Below are 19,257 nucleotides of genomic sequence, written 5' to 3'. Positions count from 1 at the left end.
TCTGTGCGCTGAAGTCGCCAGCAAGCTGCCTCTCACAAAGTGACCTTGACTGATAAGTATTGCCTGCATGTTTGTCAGAGCAACTGTCTTTTCGCGCGTTTCATGCACGAATGAATGGTAAGTCGCTACATTCAAGTGCGTCTCGTCGCTCCTGCGCTCTTTTCTAGTGCGTTTTATTGCCCATTTCGTTAGGCTAGCAACCTTTTCGCGTCGTCCGTTTCCCACAAGGAAACCTGGCGCCTATTGCCAGCCTTAAAAGGGTAGGCATCGTTTCCCAGACCCTCGGGAATCCTCTCTTTTAATCCTGATTTGGCAGTGTGGTTTTCCTCGATGAAAGTGTTGAAAGGCCAGGACGTCCTGGCACTGGGTTTCATGACATTCGCCCTGTTTGTGGGTGCCGGCAATATCATCTTTCCGCCTATCGTCGGCCTGCATGCCGGACCCCACGTGTGGATGGCTGCGCTGGGCTTTCTGGTCACGGCTGTGGGCTTGCCGGTCGTCACCGTTATTGCCCTGGCCAAGGTCGGTGGCGCCATGGACGATCTGAGCAGCCCCATTGGCAAGGTCGCTGGCGGCATTCTGGCTGCGGTCTGTTATCTGGCTGTTGGTCCGCTCTTCGCGACCCCGCGTACCGCCACTGTGTCCTTTGAAGTCGGTCTGGCGCCGCTGACAGGGGAGAGCCCCTTGGCGCTGTTCCTCTACAGTCTGGTTTATTTCCTGGTGGTGTTCTGGGTTTCCATGTACCCGGGCCGTCTGCTGGATACCGTTGGCCGTTTCCTGGGGCCTCTGAAGATCATCGCGCTGGCGGTGCTCGGTGTTGCAGCCTTCATGCTTCCAGCGGGTGATGTCGGGCCTGCAGAGGCGGCTTATGTGGCTGCACCCTTTTCCCAGGGCTTCATCAATGGCTACCTGACCATGGATACGCTTGGGGCTCTGGTGTTCGGCATCGTCATCGTCAATGCCATCCGTTCGCGAGGCGTCGAGTCGCCACGTCTGATTACCCGCTACGCAATCATTGCCGGCCTTATCGCTGGCGTGGGCCTGGCGCTGGTGTACATCAGCCTGTTCCGTCTGGGTTCCGGCAGCCATGCGGTGGCTGCGGGTGCGACCAATGGCGCGGCGGTGTTGCATGCTTATGTGCAACATACTTCGGGCTCGCTGGGCAGTGGTTTCCTGGCGGTGCTGATTTCGTTGGCCTGTCTGGTGACTGCCGTGGGCCTGACCTGTGCCTGTGCCGAGTATTTCAGCCGCGTTCTGCCGCTGTCCTACAAGACGCTGGTCATCATCCTGGCGCTGTTTTCCCTGCTGGTGTCCAACCTTGGCCTGACCAATCTGATCCAGTTCTCGATTCCGGTGCTCACGGCAATCTATCCGCCGTGCATCGTGCTGGTCGGTCTGAGCTTCTGCAAAGGGCTGTGGAACAGTCAGGGCCGGGTCATCGCTCCGGTCATGCTGGTTTCCCTGCTGTTCGGCATTATCGATGCCCTCAAAGGTGCCGGACTTGCCGAGTACCTGCCGGGTGTACTGGCAAATCTGCCGCTGAGCGAGCAGGGGCTGGCCTGGCTGGTGCCTTCGGTGATTACCCTGTTCGGTGCTGTGGTATTCGATCGCATCGCCGGCAAGCGCAGCGAAGCGTTGGTATGATGCTGTAATGCGTTAATACGCTGGTGTAATGACTGTTTTACAGTCGCCCAAAATAAAGCCCGTTGAATAACGGGCTTTATTGTTTCTATTGGAGACCCTCGGGCGTGCCTTATTTGGCTGGTGCTGTCTCTGGCGCCTGGGCAGGAGCTTCTGCGGCGCGCTGTTGTGCGGCTTCCGCATTCTTCTGGGCAGCTTCCTGGCTTTCCTTGGCCGCATCATTCACTTTTTCCTGAGCCTTCTCCATCGACTCCTGGGATTGTTGAGCTGCCTTGTTGGCTTCTTGCTGAGTGTTTTCGGATTTTTTGTCGCAGGCGGCAAGACCCAGGGTGGCAGAAAGCATCAAGGCATAGGCTAAAGATTTACGCATGGGGTATTTCTCCTTATTGATTAACTACTTGCCTCAGAGCACGGGCGTGTAAGTTAAGTTCCGACGGATTATCGGAATATCCAATACGCCTGTTTCTTTGCCCTTACAGACATGAATTTATTGTCGACGAGCCGGGATTGAATTCCAGGGTGTGGCTGTCTTGCCAGTGAAACGTTCGTTTGCCCACACCTTGCATCGAGGCTTTTGCAAGGACGTCTTTGTAGAGAAGAATTGCCGTTGATGTTTTTGCGCTCTTGAAATCCTGCCTCCAGCCCCCACTTTGATGACTACCCGCTGCCACGCAGGCCTTGGCCCGGATGTGGCGGCTTATATCATCCACTTGGAGTTTGATGACCATGAGTGTGGAAACTCAAAAGGAAACCCTGGGCTTCCAGACCGAGGTAAAGCAACTGCTGCACCTCATGATCCATTCGCTGTATTCAAACAAGGAAATCTTCCTTCGCGAATTGATCTCCAACGCCTCCGACGCGGTCGACAAGCTGCGTTTCGAAGCCCTGTCCCGCCCGGAGTTGCTGGAAGGCGGCTCTGAGCTGAAGATTCGCGTGACCTTCGACAAGGACGCCAAGACCGTCACACTCGAAGACAACGGCATCGGTATGAGCCGTGACGATGTGATTACCCACCTGGGTACCATCGCCAAATCCGGTACCGCAGATTTCATGAAAAACCTGTCGGGCGACCAGAAGAAGGATTCGCACCTGATCGGTCAGTTCGGCGTAGGTTTCTACTCGGCATTCATCGTCGCCGATCAGGTCGAAGTATTCAGCCGCCGTGCCGGTGTGCCGGCCAGCGAAGGCGTGCACTGGTCTTCCAAAGGTGAGGGCGAGTTTGAAGTCGCTACCATCGAGAAGGCCGAGCGCGGTACCCGTATCGTTCTGCACCTCAAAAACGGTGAAGACGAGTTCGCTGATGGCTACCGTCTGCGCAACATCATCAAGAAGTATTCCGACCACATCGCCTTGCCGATCGAGCTGCCCAAAGAGCAGGCTCCGGCTGCAGAAGGCGAAGAGGCTCCTGAGCTGGAGTGGGAAACCGTCAACCGTGCCAGCGCACTGTGGACCCGTTCCCGCACTGATGTGAAGGATGAGGAATACCAGGAGTTCTACAAGCACGTTGCTCACGACTACGAGAACCCGCTGAGCTGGAGCCACAACAAGGTCGAAGGCAAGCTGGAATACACCTCGCTGCTGTACGTCCCGGCGCGTGCTCCGTTCGATCTGTACCAGCGTGAAGCGCCTCGCGGCCTGAAGTTGTATGTGCAGCGCGTATTCGTCATGGATCAGGCCGAGTCCTTCCTGCCCCTGTACCTGCGCTTCATCAAGGGCGTGGTCGACTCCAATGACCTGTCGCTGAACGTTTCCCGTGAAATCCTGCAGAAAGATCCGATCATCGATTCGATGAAGTCCGCGCTGACCAAGCGTGTGCTGGACATGCTGGAGAAACTGGCCAAGAGCGAGCCCGAGAAGTACAAGGGCTTCTGGAAGAACTTTGGTCAGGTGCTGAAAGAAGGCCCGGCTGAAGACTTCGCCAACAAGGAAAAAATCGCCGGCCTGCTGCGTTTCGCTTCCACTGGCGACGACAGCGGCGAGCAGAGCGTTTCCCTGTCCGAATACCTGGCTCGCGCCAAGGAAGGTCAGGACAAGATCTACTACCTCACCGGTGAGTCCTACGCTCAGGTCAAGAACAGCCCGCACCTGGAAGTCTTCCGCAAGAAAGGCATCGAAGTGCTGTTGCTGACCGACCGTATCGACGAGTGGCTGATGAGCTACCTGAGCGATTTCGATGGCAAGGGTTTTGTCGATGTCGCGCGTGGCGACCTGGATCTGGGCAAACTTGATTCCGAAGAGGACAAGAAGGCTCAGGAAGAGATCGCCAAAGAGAAGGAAGGCTTGATCGAGCGTCTCAAGACTGCCTTGGGCGAGTCCGTGAGCGAAGTCCGGGTTTCCCATCGCCTGACCGACTCCCCGGCGATTCTGGCCATCGGCGAGCAGGACCTGGGTCTGCAAATGCGTCAGATCCTGGAAGCCAGCGGCCAGAAGGTCCCGGATTCCAAGCCGATCTTCGAATTCAACCCGTCTCACCCTCTGATCGGCAAGCTCGATCAAGAGCAGAGCGAAGAGCGTTTCGGCGATCTGTCGCACATCCTGTTCGATCAGGCGGCCCTGGCCGCTGGCGACAGCTTGAAAGATCCGGCTGCCTACGTGCGCCGTCTGAACAAGTTGCTGGTCGAACTGTCGGTTTGATCACCGGTTGAAAGAAAACCCGCTTCGGCGGGTTTTCTGATTTTACGGTTTATCACTTCCCCTTAATGAGCAGGAGTCAGCAATGAGCAGCACTATTACTGTCCGTTCCGTGGTTTATCAGATCGATGGCCAGCCTTATGAAAGCCGTCTGGTATACGACGCGGCTGCAACCTCTGCGCGTCCGGGATTATTGATGGCACCCAACTGGATGGGCGTCAGCCAGGGCGCTGAAACCATCGCCAGGTCGGTTGCCGAACAGGGGTACGTCGTATTGCTGGCCGACCTGTATGGCCAGAGCATTCGTCCGTCCAACAATGACGAGGCGGGCGCCGCCATGACCCCCCTCAAGAATGACCGCGCCTTGCTGCGCAAGCGCATGCAGGTCGCTCTCGACCAGTTGCTGGCCCAGGGCGATGTCTCGCTGGATAAGAGCCGGATCGCAACCTTCGGCTTCTGTTTCGGTGGCTGCTGCTCCCTTGAGCTGGCGCGTACCGGTGCAGAACTGAAAGCGGCCATCTCTTTCCACGGCACCCTGGACACTCCGAACCCTGCCGATGCGAACAACATCAAGGGTGCGGTGCTGGTCCTGCACGGCGCTTCCGATCCGTTGGTGCCCAAAGAGCAATTGCCAGCGTTCGAGGAAGAAATGAATGCAGCAGGTGTGGATTGGCAGTTGCACAGCTACGGCGGCGCCTTCCACTCGTTCACAGACCCGCACGCCAATGTGCCGGGCATGATGATGTACGACGCCAAAGTCTCGAAGCGTGCGTTCACCACCATGCATAACCTGCTGGGTGAAGTGTTCGGTTAAGCCGTACATGGTTTTTCGCGACTGAAGTCGCTCCCACAGTGTAGGAGCGACTTCAGTCGCGAATCTCATCCAGGCAGTTCAATCCTGCCCACTTCCCCCGGCACCGTCGGCCAGTCTCCGCTTGCCCAACGAGCTTTTGCCTGTTCTATCAAGGCCTTGTCGCTGGCCACGAAATTCTAGTTCATGCGCCGTGGCCCATCCAGTGGTGCGCCTCCGATCAGTACTGCATGACAGTCGCTCTCTGCGCACAGGTTTACTTCCTGGCCTGTGTCCAGCACCACGAGGCTTCGGGGTGTGACAGGCTCGCCGTCCAGTGATGCTTCGCCTTCCAGCACGTAAAGCGCCCGCTCTTCATGTTCGGTGGGGATCAGCAGGGTCGTGGCGTTCTGTAGATGCAGTTCGGCGTACAGGGTGGGTGACAGCACGGCTACAGGCGAGGTCAGGCAGAAGCCGTTGCCTGCGATCATGCGGATGCTGATTCCTGCCGTCTCGCTGCATGGCAGGCTCTGCGCCGGGTAATAGCCATAATGACCCTTTCCCTGTTCATGTTCCCTGGGCGATGCGAGCCAGACCTGTAGGCCATGCAGGCGCGAGCCGCTGGCCATCAGGGAGGAGGGTGTGCGTTCGATATGGGCGATGGCGCTGCCGGAGGTCATCCAGCTGACATCCCCAGGGCCGACCAACTGGTCGCTGCCCAGGCTGTCCTTGTGCTGTAGCTGGCCTTCAAGCAGATAGGTCAGGGTCGACAGGCCGATATGCGGATGCTGGCGAATATCCATGCCGCTGCCGGGCGCGTACTCGGTTTCCAGCATGTGATCGAAAAATACGAAGGGGCCGACGCTTCTGCATCCGGCGGAGGGCAGGGGGCGCAGGATCGGTTGGCCTTCCACGTCTTCGGCACGTGGCTTGATGGTGAGCATGGGGCTTGTCTCTGCTGATCGGGGCAATGCCCAAGCATATCGCAGACATGAAAAAGGCGCCTCGAAAGGCGCCTTCTCTATCACGTGGCGATGGGCGTATTACTTGCCCTGCCAGCGCTTCAAGACCAGCGTAGCGTTGGTGCCACCAAAGCCGAAGCTGTTGCTCATGACCAGATCAAGCTTGGCATCTTCGCGAGTCTTGAGCAGGATCGGCATGTCGGCGACAACCGGGTCCAGCTCGTCGATGTTCGCGGAACCGGCGATGAAGTTGTTTTCCATCATCAGCAGGCAGTAGATCGTCTCGTGTACACCGGCAGCACCCAGGGAGTGACCGGACAGGCTCTTGGTCGAGCTGATGGCTGGAGCGTCGGTGCCGAAGACTTCACGAACACCTTCCATTTCCTTGGCATCGCCGACCGGAGTCGAGGTGCCGTGGGTGTTGAGGTAGTCGATCTTGCCGTCAACGGTGGACAGGGCCATCTGCATGCAGCGGATGGCGCCTTCGCCGCTCGGAGCAACCATGTCGTAGCCATCGGAAGTCGCGCCGTAGCCAACGATTTCAGCGTAGATCTTGGCGCCACGTGCCAGAGCGTGTTCCAGCTCTTCGACAACGACCATGCCGCCACCGCCGGCAATGACGAAACCGTCACGCTTGGCGTCGTAGGCGCGGGAGGCTTTTTCCGGGGTTTCGTTGTACTGGGTGGACAGAGCGCCCATGGCGTCGAACAGGAACGACTGGGTCCAGTGCTCTTCTTCACCGCCGCCAGCAAAAACGATGTCCTGCTTGCCCAGCTGGATCTGCTCGACTGCGTTACCGATGCAGTGGGCGCTGGTGGCGCAGGCGGACGAGATGGAGTAGTTCACGCCCTTGATCTTGAACGGAGTGGCCAGGCACGCGGAAACGGTGCTGCCCATGGTCCGGGTGACGCGGTATGGACCGACGCGCTTGACGCCTTTTTCGCGCAGGGTATCCAGGGCTTCCATCTGGTTCAGAGTGGAGGCGCCGCCGCTGCCGGCGATCAGGCCGGTACGTACGTTGGAAACCTGATCTTCGCTCAGGCCGGAGTCGGCAATGGCGTCTTTCATCGCCAGGTAGGCATAAGCTGCCGCGTGGCCGACGAAACGGTAGATCTTGCGATCAATCAGTTCTTCGAGGTTGAGGTCGATGGAGCCGGAAACCTGGCTGCGCAGACCCATTTCGGCATATTCCGGATTGAACCGGATGCCAGGGCGGTTGGCACGCAGGTTGGCGGTGACGGTCTCTTTGTCATTGCCCAAGCAGGAAACAATGCCCAGACCAGTGATAACGACGCGGCGCATGCGATTACCCTTAGAAGTTTTCAGTGGAAGTGAAGACGCCGACCCGCAGGCCTTCGGCGGTGTAGATCTCGCGACCGTCGACAGTGACCGAACCATCGGCGATGGCCAGGTTCAGCTTGCCTTTGAGGACGCGCTTGATCTGAATGTTATAGGTGACTTTCTTGGCGGTCGGCAGGACCTGGCCGAAGAACTTCACTTCGCCCGAGCCCAGTGCGCGGCCACGGCCTGGCAGACCCTGCCAGCCCAGGAAGAAACCAACCAGCTGCCACATGGCATCGAGGCCCAGGCAGCCTGGCATGACCGGGTCGCCTTCGAAGTGACAGGCGAAGAACCACAGGTCTGGATTGATATCCAGCTCGGCGACCAATTCACCTTTGCCGTACTTGCCGCCTTCCTCGCTGATGTGGGTGATGCGATCAACCATCAGCATGTTGGGGGCGGGCAGTTGCGCGTTACCTGGTCCGAACAGCTCGCCGCGACTGCAGCGCAGCAGGTCTTCCCGGGTAAAGGCGTGTTGTTTGGTCATGCGAGCTCCTCAATAATCTTTGTGCGGCAAGATGGGGCGCCACTGGCCCTATCGCCAGTCCTGGCGGACTAATTCGCCAGGACTCTGTCCGGCAGCCTACTCATAGACTGTTGCGTTGAAGTGAAAGTCACAGCGCAAGGGAAAATCAAAGTACACCTGTGCACTGAAATACGTCATCCGACCGATATCATTGGGCGGTTCGATCCACAAGACTGCCGCAATTTATCATTTATCGCCAGTCGCAGCCGCTCGAAAGGATAGCCAACGTTGTAAAACCTGCTGTAAATCAGCGTGTTTGAAGGGTTTTGCCAGATAGTCGTTCATGCCCGCCTGTAAACAGGCGTCACGATCACCCTGCAGGACATTAGCCGTCAGAGCGATGATCGGCAACTCGCCGAGCCCCGAAAGTTGCCGGATCCTGCGGGTCGCTTCATAACCATCCATGACCGGCAGTCGGCAATCCATGAGAATCAGCGCGTAATTTCCTGCGGCGGCCTTGATGACGGCCTGTGCGCCGTCGAGCGCGACATCCACCTTGCAGCCCATGTTGTGCAGCATGGCCGTGACCACGGTGCGATTGACCGGGTTGTCCTCCACCAGCAATACACAGCGCTCCTTGTTGCTGGAGTCGATACCCGGCAGTGGTTGCGCCTTGGCAATGGCCGTCGTGTTGCACAGCGGCAACGGAATCTGCAGAGTGAAGATTGATCCTGTGCCTTCTTCGCTCTGTGCCTGCAGGGTTCCGCCCATGCGCTCGGCAAGTGTGCGGGCAATCGGCAGGCCCAGTCCGGTGCCGCCATAGCGCCGGGAAATGGAGCTGTCGGCCTGCTTGAAGGCATCGAACATGGATTCCAGCCGATCCGCATGAATGCCGATCCCGCTGTCGCGCACGGTGCATATGAAGCGCACCTGATCGTTGCCCAGGTTTTCCCAGCTCACTTCAATGCGCACGCTGCCGACTTCGGTGAATTTCAGGGCGTTGCCAATCAGATTGACCAGAATCTGTCGGATCCGGGTGGGATCGCCCACGACATTCAGCGACTCCAGGCCTGGCTGTATCTGCCGCTCAAGCAGCAGGTTGCGTTGCTGCGCACTATGGACGAAGGCCTGGATCGAAGCGTTGACCAGCTCGGCGAGGTTGAAGGTGATGCCTTCGATCTGCAGGGCATCGCGTTCGATACGGGAGAAGTCGAGGATGTCATTGATGACCCGCAGCAGATGTTCTGTTGACTCGGTGGCCAGCGCCGAATATTCGGCCTGCTCATCGGTCATGCGGGTGGTTTCCATCAATTGCAGCATGCCCAGCACGCCATTCATGGGGGTGCGCAGTTCATGGCTCATCATCGCCAGAAAGTCGGATTTGGCCCGGTTGGCCTGTTCGGCTTCTTCCCGGGTCTGGATCAACTGGGCCATGGAGCGTTGTTGCTCGGTACTGGCCTTGTCCAGATTCGACGCCAGATTGTTGATATGTCTGGCCAGCGCGCCCAGCTCGGCATCGTCACTGACGGGCAGAGGCGTGTGGTAGTCGCCCTGTTGAATCGCCTTGAGGGCTTCCCCCATGTCGCTGATCGGTTGCGACAGGCTCAGGGCCAGGCGTCTGGCCAGTAGAAAGGTAAACAGAAGAGCGAACAGCGCCAGGATGCCGGCCTTGAGCAGGATCTCCTGCTGGCGCTGGCTGAACGCCTCGCTGGACATGCCCACCAGCACTCGACCCAGATAGCTTTCCGAGGTCGCAATATTGTGGTTCACGCTCGCATGTTGCGAGTGGATGGGCGCCTGGAAGGTTTCCGTCTGCAGGGAGTGGTTGGCGCTCTGGTGTGGCTGCTCGATGTAGATCAGCACGTTGTTGTTGCTGTCCTGAATTTCCACATAGCGGACATTGGGCATGGACAGGGTTGCACGCATCAGGCTCTTGAGGGTTTCGAGATCCCCGAGAATGACCCCGGTTTCCGATGCAGGTGCCAGCTGGTTGGCGATCAGTTGCCCGATATGATTGAGTTCCTGACGCAGGTCCTGAATGCGCACGAAGGTAAAGAAGCTGACCAGCAGGAACGTCAGGATCAGTGCAGGGCCCAGGCTGATGATCTGGGTGCGGGTGTTGATGTCCCAGTGACGCAGTTTCATTGGCTGCGTGCCTTCTGGGCCGTGTGGCAATCCAGGAAGTGGAGTGTGGCGTCCATGCTTCTGCGCTCTGTGGTTCGGGTCATAGCATTTGCATCGGCACAGCATAAAAGCCGTTTGCCATGATAATCCATGCTGCATCGGCGCATGTTAACCGAGATGGCAGCGATTTCCATGGAACTTGTGTGACTTCAATGTGCTCAGGTCAATGACTGATGGTGTTTCTGAAAACGTTTGCCGCTGGCCGATGCGTCAGCGCTCCGTATAATGCGTCATCGCCAGTTGAATGGCCCTGGATGGATTGGTTTATGACCACACAGCAACCTGTAGCGGTTCTTGGTGGCGGCAGCTTCGGCACTGCCATTGCAAACCTGTTGGCACAGAACGGTCATCAGGTGCGTCAATGGATGCGCGACCCGGAGCAGGCCCAAGCGATTCGCGACAACCGTGAAAACCCCCGTTACCTGAAGGGCATCAAGGTCAGGCCTGAAGTCGAGCCTGTCACCGATCTCACTGCAACCCTCGAAGCGTGCGAGCTGATTTTCGTCGCACTGCCTTCAAGTGCCTTGCGTACCGTGCTGGCGCCCCATGTCGAGCGTTTGAAGGGCAAGATGCTGGTGAGCCTGACCAAGGGCATCGAGGCCCAGACGTTCAAGCTGATGAGCCAGATCCTTGAAGAAATCGTTCCCGATGCCCGCATCGGTGTGTTGTCCGGTCCCAACCTGGCCCGGGAAATCGCCGAGGGTGCGCTGACTGCGACAGTAGTCGCCAGCGAAGATGAAGAGCTGTGTCAGCGGGTTCAGGCGGCGTTGCATGGTCGTACCTTTCGTGTCTATGCCAGTAACGACCGTTTTGGCGTGGAACTGGGCGGCGCCTTGAAGAATGTCTACGCAATCATTGCGGGCATGGCCGTGGCGCTGGATATGGGGGAAAACACCAAGAGCATGCTGATTACCCGCGCACTGGCCGAAATGACCCGTTTTGCGGTCAGTCAGGGTGCCAACCCCATGACGTTTCTGGGGCTGGCCGGTGTCGGCGACCTGATCGTGACCTGTTCCTCGCCCAAGAGCCGCAACTATCAGGTGGGTTTCGCTCTGGGTCAGGGTTTGACCCTGGACGAAGCGGTGAGCCGACTGGGCGAAGTGGCCGAAGGCGTGAACACCCTCAAGGTGCTCAAGGTGAAGGCGCAGCAGGTTCAGGTCTATATGCCGTTGGTCGCGGGCCTGCATGCAATTCTTTTTGAAGGTCGTACGCTCAATCAGGTCATCGAAGCGCTGATGCGCGCAGAGCCCAAGACGGACGTCGATTTTATTTCCACCACGGGTTTCAACTGAATTCCATTTCATCAGGGAGAAGAGCTTGAACGAATCCAGAATCCAGAAGAACGAGTCGATCCTGTTGCGCATTCTGTGGATGCTGCTGTTCGTCATCGCCTGGCAGGTCGCGGAGATTGTCCTGGCAGGTGTTGTGGTGGTGCAGTTGGTCTATCGCCTGATTTATGGCGCACCCAGTGGCAGCCTGATGAACTTCGGTGACAGCCTGAGCCAGTTTCTGGCGCAGATCGGCCGTTTCGGGACTTTTCACAGCGACCAGAAGCCCTGGCCATTCGCCGACTGGCCGACGCCGCGTGCTCCGGATGGCGAGGCTGCGCATCGCGTCGATCCTGCACCGCATCCGGTGCGCGATGAAGAGCCAAAACTGTGAAGGTCTGGGTACTGCGCCATGGAGAGGCGCAATCCCGGGCGCGCAGCGATGCCGAGCGTGAGCTGACGGCCCATGGCCGCGAAGAGGTACTCAAGAGCGCTGCGCATCTGCAAGGCAAGCCGCTGCAACGAATCGTGGCCAGCCCTTACGTGCGGGCGCAACAGACTGCCGAACTGGTTCGTCATGCGCTGGGTTTCAGCGAGCCGATCGTGACCGTGCCCTGGCTGACGCCCGACAGCGATCCCCGTCAGGTCCTGAGTCATCTTGACCTTCAGGCTGTCGACGACATCCTGCTGGTCAGTCACCAGCCTCTGGTTGGCGCCTTGATCGGTCTGCTGGAGCAGGGCAGCTATCAGCACGCCCAGCCCATGAGCACCGCCAGCCTCGCCGAACTCGAAGGCGAGTTTGCAACGGCTGGAGGGATGACGCTGCTGAGTGTTCGTCACGTTTGAATCACGGATGCAATGTAGGAGCGAATTTATTCGCGAACAGCCCGTTTCGCGGATAAATCCGCTCCCACCCTCCATAAAAAAAGGATCAGGCATGACCATATGGCGTGAAACTCCCAATCTCGAAAGCCTCAATGCAGGCCAGAAGAACACCATTGGCGAAGTGCTGGATATTCGCCTCGACTCGTTTACCGAAGATTCCCTGACCGGCAGCATGGTGGTTGACCAGCGTACCCATCAGCCTTTCGGCCTGCTGCATGGCGGGGCGTCGGTGGTGCTGGCGGAATCCCTTGGGTCCATGGCCAGTTTTCTGGTGGTCGACAGCAGCAAGTTCTTTTGCGTGGGGCTGGAGGTCAACGCCAACCACCTGCGTGGCGTACGAAGTGGCCGTGTAACGGGCGTAGTGCGTCCTGTTCATCTCGGTCGCACGACCCATGTCTGGGATATCCGCATCAGCAACGAGGAGGGCAAGCCGTGCTGCATCTCCCGCCTGACCGTTGCGGTCGTTCCTCACGGGCAGGAGCCGCCTGCACGTTGAATGCCGACACTCCGGCCAACTTTATGGCCGGAGTGTCACCTTCGATGGCACTTCCAATCGTTGCCGTAGCACCAACGGGGTGCGCACAATCGTCACAGATTCGGCCATCGAGTGCGTCGGCATGTCGCAACATATCTTCTTTGCTCACGCCAACGGTTTTCCGTCGGCGACTTACGGCAAGTTGTTCTCCGCGCTGGCACCGGAGTACTCGGTTGCCCATCTCGAACAGCATGCCCACGACCCGCGTTTCCCGGTCGATGACAACTGGCTGAATCTGGTGGATGAACTGATCCATCACTTGCGCGAACAACCGGCGCCAGTCTGGGGTGTCGGTCATTCACTGGGGGGTGTGCTGCACTTTCATGCGGCATTGCGCTGCCCCGAGTTGTATCGAGGCGTGGTGATGCTCGATTCGCCGGTCCTGAGCCTGGTGGATCAATGGATGATTCGCGCCGCCAAGCGTTTCGGTTTCATCGACCGCATCACACCCGCAGGTCGCACCCTGGGGCGCCGCGAAGCCTTCAGCAATGCTGAAGCAGCCCGTGATTATTTCGCCAGCAAGACGCTGTTCCGCCGTTTCGATCCGGACTGTTTCGATGCCTATCTGCAGCATGGCCTGCAAGCCGATGGCGAACAGTTGCGACTGCGTTTCGATGCGGCCACGGAAATCAGCATCTATCGCAGTATTCCGCACACCAGCCCCAAGCCGTCGCGACAACTCAGCGTGCCGTTGGCCATGGTGCGCGGCAAGCACAGCCGGGTGGTATTGCCCCATCATGGTTATCAGGCCAGGCGTCTGCGGGACGGTGAATACCTGTCGATGCCGGGCGGGCACATGTTTCCCCTGGAGCGGCCCACCGAAACAGCGCAGATGCTCAAGTCATTGTTTACCCGTTGGGACGCCCGACGTATTGAGGTTAAGGGCCCATGAGCCATGCAGTAGAAGAAGTTCGCCTGAGTCTGGGGCATATCGAACTGGCCGCTCATCTGTTCGGCCCTGAAGACGGGCAGCCGGTGATCGCCTTGCACGGCTGGCTCGATAACGCCAACAGCTTTGCCCGGCTGGCTCCGCGCTTTGAAGGCCTGCGCATCGTGGCGCTTGATCTGGCAGGCCATGGTCACTCCGATCACCGTCCGGCAGGGGCGAGCTACAATCTGGCTGACTATGTGTTTGATGTGCTGCAGGTGGCGGAGCAATTGGGCTGGCAGCGCTTTTCCCTGCTGGGGCATTCGCTGGGGGCAATCATTTCGGTGATTCTGGCGGCTTCGATGCCTGAACGAGTGCAGCGTCTGGCCCTGATCGACGGGTTGTTGCCGCTGACCGGCGAAGCGGACGAGGCAGTGAATCGCATGCGCATGGCCATCGAGGCGCAACTGGCCTTGCCCGGCAAGCAAAAGCCGGTGTACCCGGATCAGGACCGCGCAGTGGAAGTGCGTATGAAAGGCATGGTGGCCGTCAGTCGTGAAGCGGCGCAATTGCTGGCCCAGCGTGGGCTGATGCCGGTGCCCGGCGGTTACACCTGGCGCAGCGACAGTCGCCTGACCTTACCCTCGGCCATGCGCTTCAGTCACCAGCAGGCCATGAACTTTGTCGCTGGCATCAAGTGTCCGACACAATTGGTAATGGCTGAAGACGGAATGCTGGCCAGGAATCGGGAGCTGTTGTCAGGGCTGCCATTTCAGGTCAAGAGCTTGCCTGGCGGGCATCATCTGCACTTGAATGACGAAGAGGGCGCGTGCTCTGTTGCAGACTGTTTCAATCGCTTCTTCGCTGCGCCTTGACTTGCAACAGGCAACTGTCGACGCTGCAAGGATCGAAACAGGAGTCAGTCATGATGGACCAACCTATTGCCTTGTATATTCGCCTCAGTGGTGACGTTGTCCATTCCATTTCATCCCTTGCAAGTCGATGAGAGCACCCATGCGTTTATCCCGTGCTCCATTTGTCATGCTGGGAGCTTCACTGTTCAGCACTCTGGTGTCTGCCGCGGATGTACCGGACAGCCACGATCTGAGCATCGTGCCGCGTCTGGCTGACGCGGAAATAGTCGATTACCGGCCTGCTGCCGAACTGGAACGTGTCTACCCGATGGGGTCGATCCGCAAGATCAGCGGTCAGTTGCGTTTTGACGGTCAGGTCAACACCCGTGGCAGTCTTACCTCGGTGACCTACCAGTTGCCTGTCGAACACACGTCCGATGAAGCCTTTACGGCTGCTCGCGAAGCCTTGCAGCAGAAGGGCGCCGAGCTGTTGTTCTGGTGTCAGGCCCGGGATTGCGGCGAAAGCAGCCTGTGGGCCAATGATGTGTTCGGCAATTCCAGGCTTTACGGCGCCGATGACCGGCAAGCCTATCTGCTGCTGAGACTGGCCGAGCCTGACAGCGAAACCCTGGTGGCCCTGTACGGCATCACTCGCGGCAATCGCCGCGCTTACCTGCATGTCGAGCAATTCACGGCCGCCGCACCTCTGGGCGAATTGCTGCCGACGTCCGCCACCTTGCTGCGCCAGCTCAGAAGCACCGGCAGGCTGGATCTGCCACGGCTTGGTGGCGAGCCCGAGGAGCGCTGGGTGACTCTACTGTCCCGTGGCCTGAATCTGGACAGCACCTTGCGTGCCACGGTTTCGGGCACCCATGCCGATGCATGGCGCGAAGCCCTGGTTGCCAAGGGCGTGCGCACGGCACGATTGGAGACGGGCAGTGTCGATAAGGCAGGACTTGTCATAGAGGTCATCCGCTAGGCTCTGTCCAAGACGTTTGCTGTTCTTATTCTCATAGGTGTCCTCCATGTTCAATAACGACCGCCTGCTGGTGCAGATCCTGTTGTTGGTGCTATTGGGTGCCTGTCTCTGGGTAATGGCCCCGTTCTGGTCGGCACTGGTCTGGGGGGCTGTGCTGGCGTTTGCCAGCTGGCCGCTGATGCGTTTGCTGACTCACTGGTTCAAGGGCCGCGAATCGCTGGCCGCTCTGGTGATGAGTCTGTGCTGGCTGCTGCTGGTGGCCGCGCCACTGGTGTGGCTGGGGTTCAACCTCGCCGATCATGTGCGGGACGCAACGGCGTTCATCAAGGATGTTCAGGTCGACGGGCTGCCCGATCCTCCGGCCTGGCTGGCGGGGATTCCGCTGGTGGGCGAGCGGCTGGTCGGTATGTGGAACACCATCGATCAGCAAGGCGCGGCGTTGATTACTGCTGCCAGACCTTATCTGGGGGAGGTCGGCAACTGGCTGCTGGCCCGCAGCGCACAGATCGGAGGCGGCATTCTCGAACTGACCCTGAGCATCGTGTTCGCGTTCTTCTTCTATCGCGACGGTCCAAGGCTGGCAGCCTTCGTGCTCAGCCTGCTTGAGCGCCTGATCGGTGACCGGGCCCAGTATTATCTGGATCTGGTGGCCGCTACCGTACAGCGCGTGGTCAATGGCGTGATCGGCACCGCGGCAGCCCAGGCGATTCTGGCTCTGATCGGCTTCCTGATCGCAGGCATTCCCGGTGCTCTGGTGCTGGGCATCCTGACCTTCCTGTTCAGCCTGATTCCCATGGGGCCGCCACTGGTCTGGATCCCGGCCACCGCCTGGCTGGTCTGGCAGGGCGAATATGGCATGGCGGTGTTCATGGGGCTGTGGGGCACCTTCATCATCAGTGGCGTGGACAACGTGCTCAAGCCATACCTGATCAGCCGTGGCGGCAACCTGCCGTTGGTGATCGTGCTACTGGGAGTATTTGGTGGTTTGCTGGCCTTCGGTTTTATCGGCCTGTTCATCGGGCCGACGCTACTGGCGGTTGCCTACAGCCTGTTGACCGACTGGGTCGCAGGCGAGCGAATCATCAAGAATCACCGCTAAAAGATCCCGCCGCATGACACTGGTCAGCGGCGGTCTCCCGGTCAGGCAGCGGTATCGAGGTATTTACCGATAGGCTTGCTGCCTTCGGTGTCATAACGCTCACCCAATGCAGCAATCATCTTGCTCAAGGCCTGGGCGGCCACTTGATTGGCATTGGTCTGCTCGCTATTGCTGTTGCTCTGGCTCAGGGCAGTGGCCAGTTCGGTGGCGCTGATGCTGTCGTCACTGTCGGTATCCAGAGAGCTGAACAGGGCGGCGCTGTCGGTGCTGCTGACATTGGCATTCTGTGCTGGCGGCGGGCCGGCGGGTGGCTGCTGAGGTTGCAGGCTGGCGGTCAGTTCTTCAAGGCTGACGGTGCCGTCTTCGTTGGTGTCCAGTGCATCGAACACTTTAGTGCTGTCGGCCGTGCTGCCTGCATTGGTGAGCCCGGTGGTCAGCTCGTCGCTGTTGATCGAACCGTCGCCGTCAGTGTCCAGCGAGCTGAGCAGGTCTTCTGCCAGGTCCGTGGCGGGTGGAGGCGGCGGTGGAGTCAGCGCTGCCAGTTCATCGGCATCCAGGCTGTCATCATCGTTACTGTCCAGGCTGCTGAACGCTTCGCTCAGGCTGACGGTAATCCCGTCTTTCTTGTCGGAGGAAAGCGCCGAACTCAGTTCGTCCTTGTTGATGCTGCCATCACCGTCGGTATCGAGCTTTGCCAGCAACTCTTCCTGAAATTTCTTGCTGTTGGTGCCTGAAGTCAAACTGGTCGAGCTGGTGTAGCTCGAATAACTGCTGCTGATGCCACTGATCATTGGACTGACTCCCTGAGGTTTATAGAGCCGATGGCGGTGCACCGGCTTATGAAGCCTCGGGGTGGCAGTTGTCGTGGGGATGTGGGATTTGTATCGGGTGGGATACGCGCTCGTCAGGCCCGCGGCAGGTCAAGCACTACCGTCAGGCCGCCGCCCGGAGTCTGGGCCAGATACAGCTCGCCGCCCATGCGCAAGGCCGCTTCCCGGGCGATGGTCATGCCCATGCCGACACCACCGGAGTTGCGATTGCGCGAGCCTTCCAGTCGATAGAAGGGCTCGAAAACCGTCTCGTGAAACTCGGGTGCGATACCCGGCCCATGATCGATGACCGAGATCTTCACGCGACCGGGCTGATCCTCGATAGCGATGTGCACACTGCCTGCATAGCGCAGGGCATTGTCGATGAGGTTATGCAGGCAGGAGCGCAGCGCCATGGGCTGGATCCTGAGTGGCTTGCACTGGCCCTGGTACTGCACGTCGTCGCCATTGTCCTGAGCGTTCTCGGCCAGTGATTCGATCAGTGCCTGCAGGTCCAGCTGTTGCAGCTCTTCGCTCTTGCGATGCTCGTTGAGGTAGCTCAGGGTCGCGTCGAGCATGTTGATCATATCGTCCAGATCCTGAGTCATCTGGTCGTGCAGTTTGAGGTCATCGATCTTTTCGACGCGCAGCTTGAGGCGCGACAGCGGTGTGCGCAGGTCGTGGGAGACAGCTGCCAGCATGCGTCCGCGTTGCTGCATCTGTTCGCGTATTTTCTGCTGCATCAGATTGAAGGCATGTGCGGCATTGCGCGCTTCTCTGGGGCCGGTGAGTTCCAGGGGCGGGCTGTCGAGGTTTTCGCTCAGGCGCTCGGCCGCTTCGCTCATGCGCTGCACGGGACGACTCAGGGCCTTGGCCCCGAACCAGGCGGCGATCACCAGAGTGACCAACTGAAACCCCACGACGGTCAGCGGGCCACGCCAGAATGAAGGTTTGCGGCGCTCACGGTCCTGAGGGGCGTCATTGGCCTGCTGCTGGGCGGAGGGCGGCGCTTCCCGTGGTGGCGGTGGTGGGCCGTATTGGGTGAACCAGATAAATGCCAGTACATGCCCCAGCAGGATCGCAATCAGCGCGCCGCCAAAAAGTCGTGCGAAGAGTGTATCGGCTGATCTTATCAAGCGAGTTCCTTGGCATCGAAGAGGTAGCCTTCGCCGCGTACCGTCTTGATCAACTGGGGATTCTTGGGGTCGTCACCCAGTTTCTGACGCAGGCGCGAGACCAGCAGATCGATGCTGCGGTCGAAGGCTTCGATGGAGCGACCACGGGCGGCATCGAGCAGTTGTTCACGGCTGAGCACGCGATGCGGACGTTCCAGAAATACCCGCAGCAGGCGGAACTCGGCGTTGGAGAGCGGCACTACCAGGCCATCGGCAGCAATCAGCTGGCGCAGGACGCTGTTGAGTCGCCATGCATCGAAGCGAACGGTGGTGCGCTGTTCGCTGCGTTCGTCACGCACACGGCGCAAGACCGTCTGGATGCGGGCTACCAGTTCGCGAGGCTCGAAGGGCTTGGCCATATAGTCGTCGGCACCCAGTTCAAGGCCGATGATACGGTCAGTGGGTTCGCAGCGGGCGGTGAGCATCAGGATCGGAATATCCGAAGTGCTGCGCAGCCAGCGGCACAGCGACAGACCGTCTTCGCCGGGCAGCATCAGGTCCAGCACCACGACATCGAAGGTTTCCTCGGTCAGGGCCTGACGCATCTGCGTGCCATCGGTGACGCCTCTGGACTGGATATTGAAACGGGACAGGTAATCGCAGAGCAGTTCACGAATGGCCACGTCGTCATCGACGATCAATGCACGGGTGTTCCAGCGCTGTTCGGATGAGGATTGATCGGTGTTGCTGTCTGGAATGGGTTGCATAGTACGACTGCTGCCTTGTGATGCCGCCATCACTGGCCGCTGTTGAGGATCAACGCTCCCGTC

General features: G+C 59.1%; 18 protein-coding genes and 3 pseudogenes. 11 read left to right on the top strand and 10 right to left on the bottom strand.

Translation table 11 applies throughout. The annotated features are described in order from the left end of the window. Positions 1–330: 330 nt before the first annotated feature. Positions 331–1,644 carry a branched-chain amino acid transport system II carrier protein gene (gene brnQ / locus KQP88_RS14515; RefSeq protein ID WP_216703434.1) on the top strand — a complete coding sequence of 438 codons (1,314 nt, stop codon included), beginning with the start codon at positions 331–333 and terminating at the stop codon, positions 1,642–1,644. Between the two features lie 109 nt (positions 1,645–1,753). Here the strand turns inward: brnQ and KQP88_RS14510 are convergent, their stop codons facing one another. After that, positions 1,754–2,011, bottom strand: coding sequence for a hypothetical protein (locus tag KQP88_RS14510; RefSeq protein WP_200995080.1), 258 nt, complete (start codon positions 2,009–2,011; stop codon positions 1,754–1,756). A 103-nt stretch (positions 2,012–2,114) separates the two neighbouring features. After that, entirely contained in the window at positions 2,115–2,369 is a 255-nt protein-coding gene (locus KQP88_RS14505; RefSeq protein ID WP_216703433.1) for a hypothetical protein, read from the bottom strand. Here KQP88_RS14505 and htpG point away from each other — a divergent pair. Continuing rightward, positions 2,368–4,275: a molecular chaperone HtpG gene (gene htpG, locus KQP88_RS14500; RefSeq protein WP_216703432.1), complete on the top strand. Its 1,908-nt coding sequence runs from the start codon at positions 2,368–2,370 to the stop codon at positions 4,273–4,275. The genes KQP88_RS14505 and htpG overlap by 2 nt on opposite strands. An 82-nt stretch (positions 4,276–4,357) precedes the next feature. Beyond that, positions 4,358–5,086, top strand: a complete 729-nt coding sequence (locus KQP88_RS14495) for a dienelactone hydrolase family protein (RefSeq protein ID WP_216703431.1) — start codon at positions 4,358–4,360, stop codon at positions 5,084–5,086. 65 nt (positions 5,087–5,151) lie between these two features. Here KQP88_RS14495 and KQP88_RS14490 read toward each other — a convergent pair. From KQP88_RS14490 to KQP88_RS25620, 5 genes and pseudogenes are all read right to left on the bottom strand, one after another. Next, positions 5,152–6,006, bottom strand: a pseudogene (locus KQP88_RS14490) (pirin family protein). Between the two features lie 99 nt (positions 6,007–6,105). Continuing rightward, positions 6,106–7,326, bottom strand: coding sequence for a beta-ketoacyl-ACP synthase I (gene fabB / locus KQP88_RS14485; RefSeq protein ID WP_216703430.1), 1,221 nt, complete (start codon positions 7,324–7,326; stop codon positions 6,106–6,108). Positions 7,327–7,336: 10 nt separating this feature from the next. Next, on the bottom strand, positions 7,337–7,852 hold the full coding sequence (fabA, locus tag KQP88_RS14480; RefSeq protein WP_198725204.1) for a 3-hydroxyacyl-[acyl-carrier-protein] dehydratase FabA: 516 nt from the start codon (positions 7,850–7,852) through the stop codon (positions 7,337–7,339). A gap of 225 nt (positions 7,853–8,077) precedes the next feature. After that, a pseudogene (locus KQP88_RS14475) lies at positions 8,078–9,574 on the bottom strand (ATP-binding protein); the annotation flags it as partial. Between the two features lie 93 nt (positions 9,575–9,667). Further along, positions 9,668–9,976: pseudogene (locus tag KQP88_RS25620) on the bottom strand (hybrid sensor histidine kinase/response regulator); the annotation flags it as partial. Between the two features lie 305 nt (positions 9,977–10,281). Between KQP88_RS25620 and KQP88_RS14470 the strand changes: the two are divergent. The 8 genes from KQP88_RS14470 to KQP88_RS14435 all read left to right on the top strand — a co-directional run bounded on the left by KQP88_RS14470 (position 10,282) and on the right by KQP88_RS14435 (position 16,503). Continuing rightward, positions 10,282–11,307, top strand: coding sequence for an NAD(P)H-dependent glycerol-3-phosphate dehydrogenase (locus KQP88_RS14470; RefSeq protein WP_216703429.1), 1,026 nt, complete (start codon positions 10,282–10,284; stop codon positions 11,305–11,307). 25 nt (positions 11,308–11,332) lie between these two features. Continuing rightward, positions 11,333–11,677 carry a DUF4389 domain-containing protein gene (locus tag KQP88_RS14465; protein WP_216703428.1) on the top strand — a complete coding sequence of 115 codons (345 nt, stop codon included), beginning with the start codon at positions 11,333–11,335 and terminating at the stop codon, positions 11,675–11,677. Then, positions 11,674–12,129 (top strand): phosphohistidine phosphatase SixA, encoded by a 456-nt coding sequence (gene sixA, locus KQP88_RS14460; RefSeq protein WP_200985900.1) that lies wholly within the window; start codon positions 11,674–11,676, stop codon positions 12,127–12,129. The genes KQP88_RS14465 and sixA overlap by 4 nt, the downstream gene beginning before the upstream one ends. A gap of 91 nt (positions 12,130–12,220) precedes the next feature. Continuing rightward, positions 12,221–12,664, top strand: coding sequence for a hotdog fold thioesterase (locus tag KQP88_RS14455; protein WP_117164274.1), 444 nt, complete (start codon positions 12,221–12,223; stop codon positions 12,662–12,664). A gap of 121 nt (positions 12,665–12,785) precedes the next feature. After that, positions 12,786–13,595 carry an alpha/beta fold hydrolase gene (locus KQP88_RS14450; protein WP_200985901.1) on the top strand — a complete coding sequence of 270 codons (810 nt, stop codon included), beginning with the start codon at positions 12,786–12,788 and terminating at the stop codon, positions 13,593–13,595. Then, a complete protein-coding gene (locus tag KQP88_RS14445) occupies positions 13,592–14,446 on the top strand; it encodes an alpha/beta fold hydrolase (RefSeq protein WP_216703427.1) in 855 nt (284 codons plus the stop codon). The genes KQP88_RS14450 and KQP88_RS14445 overlap by 4 nt, the downstream gene beginning before the upstream one ends. Before the next feature lie 139 nt (positions 14,447–14,585). Further along, positions 14,586–15,404: a DUF4892 domain-containing protein gene (locus KQP88_RS14440; RefSeq protein ID WP_200985903.1), complete on the top strand. Its 819-nt coding sequence runs from the start codon at positions 14,586–14,588 to the stop codon at positions 15,402–15,404. A 46-nt stretch (positions 15,405–15,450) separates the two neighbouring features. After that, positions 15,451–16,503, top strand: a complete 1,053-nt coding sequence (locus KQP88_RS14435) for an AI-2E family transporter (RefSeq protein WP_198725193.1) — start codon at positions 15,451–15,453, stop codon at positions 16,501–16,503. A 41-nt stretch (positions 16,504–16,544) separates the two neighbouring features. Here the strand turns inward: KQP88_RS14435 and xopAW are convergent, their stop codons facing one another. The 3 genes from xopAW to KQP88_RS14420 all read right to left on the bottom strand — a co-directional run bounded on the left by xopAW (position 16,545) and on the right by KQP88_RS14420 (position 19,194). Then, on the bottom strand, positions 16,545–17,294 hold the full coding sequence (gene xopAW, locus KQP88_RS14430; RefSeq protein ID WP_216703426.1) for a XopAW family type III secretion system calcium-binding effector: 750 nt from the start codon (positions 17,292–17,294) through the stop codon (positions 16,545–16,547). A 113-nt stretch (positions 17,295–17,407) separates the two neighbouring features. Next, entirely contained in the window at positions 17,408–18,448 is a 1,041-nt protein-coding gene (locus KQP88_RS14425) for a sensor histidine kinase (RefSeq protein ID WP_216703425.1), read from the bottom strand. Continuing rightward, the gene (locus tag KQP88_RS14420) at positions 18,445–19,194 is read right to left on the bottom strand and encodes a response regulator (protein ID WP_095066940.1); all 750 of its coding nucleotides are present in this window, start codon (positions 19,192–19,194) and stop codon (positions 18,445–18,447) included. The genes KQP88_RS14425 and KQP88_RS14420 overlap by 4 nt, the downstream gene beginning before the upstream one ends. Positions 19,195–19,257 lie beyond the last annotated feature (63 nt).

The sequence above is a fragment of the Pseudomonas lijiangensis genome, from assembly GCF_018968705.1.
Lineage (GTDB): Bacteria > Pseudomonadota > Gammaproteobacteria > Pseudomonadales > Pseudomonadaceae > Aquipseudomonas > Aquipseudomonas lijiangensis.
Note: the sequence above shows the minus strand (reverse complement) of the source record. Positions and strands in the feature narration are given on the sequence as shown.

Coding starts and splice junctions, on each gene's coding strand:
- KQP88_RS14435 (WP_198725193.1), top strand. CDS start 15,451: ATGTTCAATAACGACCGCCTGCTGGTGCAGATCCTGTTGTTGGTGCTA.
- brnQ (WP_216703434.1), top strand. CDS start 331: ATGAAAGTGTTGAAAGGCCAGGACGTCCTGGCACTGGGTTTCATGACA.
- KQP88_RS14440 (WP_200985903.1), top strand. CDS start 14,586: ATGCGTTTATCCCGTGCTCCATTTGTCATGCTGGGAGCTTCACTGTTC.
- KQP88_RS14420 (WP_095066940.1), bottom strand. CDS start 19,194: ATGCAACCCATTCCAGACAGCAACACCGATCAATCCTCATCCGAACAG.
- KQP88_RS14495 (WP_216703431.1), top strand. CDS start 4,358: ATGAGCAGCACTATTACTGTCCGTTCCGTGGTTTATCAGATCGATGGC.
- KQP88_RS14470 (WP_216703429.1), top strand. CDS start 10,282: ATGACCACACAGCAACCTGTAGCGGTTCTTGGTGGCGGCAGCTTCGGC.
- KQP88_RS14445 (WP_216703427.1), top strand. CDS start 13,592: ATGAGCCATGCAGTAGAAGAAGTTCGCCTGAGTCTGGGGCATATCGAA.
- KQP88_RS14455 (WP_117164274.1), top strand. CDS start 12,221: ATGACCATATGGCGTGAAACTCCCAATCTCGAAAGCCTCAATGCAGGC.
- fabB (WP_216703430.1), bottom strand. CDS start 7,326: ATGCGCCGCGTCGTTATCACTGGTCTGGGCATTGTTTCCTGCTTGGGC.
- KQP88_RS14505 (WP_216703433.1), bottom strand. CDS start 2,369: ATGGTCATCAAACTCCAAGTGGATGATATAAGCCGCCACATCCGGGCC.
- fabA (WP_198725204.1), bottom strand. CDS start 7,852: ATGACCAAACAACACGCCTTTACCCGGGAAGACCTGCTGCGCTGCAGT.
- KQP88_RS14510 (WP_200995080.1), bottom strand. CDS start 2,011: ATGCGTAAATCTTTAGCCTATGCCTTGATGCTTTCTGCCACCCTGGGT.
- htpG (WP_216703432.1), top strand. CDS start 2,368: ATGAGTGTGGAAACTCAAAAGGAAACCCTGGGCTTCCAGACCGAGGTA.
- KQP88_RS14450 (WP_200985901.1), top strand. CDS start 12,786: ATGTCGCAACATATCTTCTTTGCTCACGCCAACGGTTTTCCGTCGGCG.
- xopAW (WP_216703426.1), bottom strand. CDS start 17,294: ATGATCAGTGGCATCAGCAGCAGTTATTCGAGCTACACCAGCTCGACC.